At 33.0% G+C, this 1,994-nt stretch carries 2 protein-coding genes; both read right to left on the minus strand.

Features of this window, described 5'->3' with window-relative positions; translation table 11 throughout:
- Window positions 1-359 (minus strand): Mov34/MPN/PAD-1 family protein (locus tag HUN22_RS16735; RefSeq protein ID WP_174731745.1); only part of this gene is annotated, 359 nt, incomplete at its 3' end.
- Window positions 352-1,994 (minus strand): ThiF family adenylyltransferase (locus HUN22_RS16740; protein ID WP_174731748.1); only part of this gene is annotated, 1,643 nt, incomplete at its 5' end. The genes HUN22_RS16735 and HUN22_RS16740, both read right to left, overlap by 8 nt.

The raw sequence follows: 1,994 nt of genomic DNA on the forward strand, positions 1-1,994 counted from the left end.
CAATGTTTCCAGTCCTCCTCATCAATAGTAGATTGAATTGGTATGTTTTGGGGATGACTGTGCCATGTACCCAAATAAACAGATGTACCATTAGACTCTTTATATTTTTTATCAAGAAACTTCTGGTGAAATGGATCTTTCATCACAAAGTTATATCTAGTTCTAATGTCTAGTTTCTGTGGAGTAGTAACAAATTCTAGTTGAAAGACTTCAGTACCTTGAATTTGATGTCCTATCAATATTCCGCAAGCTTCTTTGGATTCGGGTGCAATTTGACGATACTGTTCCCATATTTCAATGATGTCTGAATTGATATGAATAGTAGCGTCAGAAACATGAATGGTTAATTGGTCATTCATTACAAATATCACATTCTGGATTTAATAGTGGTGTGATTAGCAATGATTTTGAAAAAACATAATAACGATCTGTCAATTCTAGATTTTCATTTAAAGCTTCTAGATCAGAACCTTTCCAGCTTACCTTTGAAGAATCTGTTATCTTGCTTTGTAAAAATTTTAAGGCTATATCTGTAGTAATGATGGCAGTCTGAATGGCAGATAAGTTTGAATAGGGTAGAAAGGCATTCCCACACCCTGAAAGATTTTTAGTTAAATCTTGATTAGGTTTTAAAAAATTAAGATTAGAAACTAAGCCTCTGCATAAATTTTCATTATCCACATAAGCACATCTTAAGCATCCTTTTTGCTCGGGAATATCTAAAACTGCATGTCCACCAACTCCATAACCTTCTGTCCATGTATTAATTACGGCTGTTTCTACGTCATTCTTAATACAGTAATCATGAAATATCCGTTCTTTTGTTGGAGAACCTATTGCAATAATAACTAGATCAAATGAATTCAAAATAGAAACATTCCTAAAATCTAATAAACATCCGTTAACAGGTTTGATATTGATCCAAGGATATTTTGTTGCAATTTTAAACTGTAATCCAACAGTTTTTTCCCAATGCAAGTAATCGATTGAAAGGTAATGCCTGTATGTGTTTTCAATTGATATGGTGTCTGAATCAACTAGCGTTAGGCTGCCTAGTCCACATGATGCTAGTTGGTCTGCTATATAACTACCTACAGAGCCACAGCCTACCAATAAAACGTGTTTGTCTTGAAGATCGCAAAAAGCACCTCCACGTGGAATTAAGCTTGATTTATCAAATAACTTAATTGAGCACGCCTCTATATTCCATTCAGTGAAGCTTTCTAATTTGAGTGGAAAAGTTTTGTTTACCTTAGATTTTTTATTTTGAAATTTTAGCCCAAACCAAGATTTTCCTGAGGGTGTATCAATGTTAAAGATTACCCAAAATATATTCTTCCTAATTTGAGCGAAGGTTGTTACGAAATTTTTTTTAATATTAGCATCTAATAGTTCGAAATGTTCCAAGAACCACTGAGGTAGATCTGATGCAGTCCATGGAATAGAGGTAATACTAGGTAATGGGAGAATACAACCTAAATCAGGACTCTTTTTTCTTTGAGCTACCTGAATTTTAAAAAAAGGTTCTTTTGTTGCAAAATCATAATTTTCAGGGTGAACTAATACGCTACTTTTTAATCCGTATTTCCCTTCAGGGGCATAAACTTTTAATTTACAAAATTCAGGTGAATCTACTAGACAAAGAACATCATTAAATTTTGTATTATTTAAGCTATACCAACTGGCCAAGAACTCTCTTAAAAGCTCTTTTTTGTTCTCCACTGGATCAGTTAAACATTTTGTAAGCAATTCAATATGCTTTTTTAATGAATCCTCAAATGCAAAGGTTGGAACTTCATAATTTACTGATACAGAGTCTGTGACATTAACACATATACTTGCTAAGTTATAATCATTGAAAGACAAGGTATGAGCAAGTCTTGGAAATTGATGTGGATCTTTTAAATAAAACGCGGGCATTGAAGTCAATTCATTAACTTTAATATGAATCAGGTTAACTTCGTAACACCCAATAGTTACATTAACTTCTATTG

Origin of the sequence: Acinetobacter lactucae, from assembly GCF_013344765.1 — a bacterium.
GTDB classification, from domain to species: domain Bacteria; phylum Pseudomonadota; class Gammaproteobacteria; order Pseudomonadales; family Moraxellaceae; genus Acinetobacter; species Acinetobacter lactucae_A.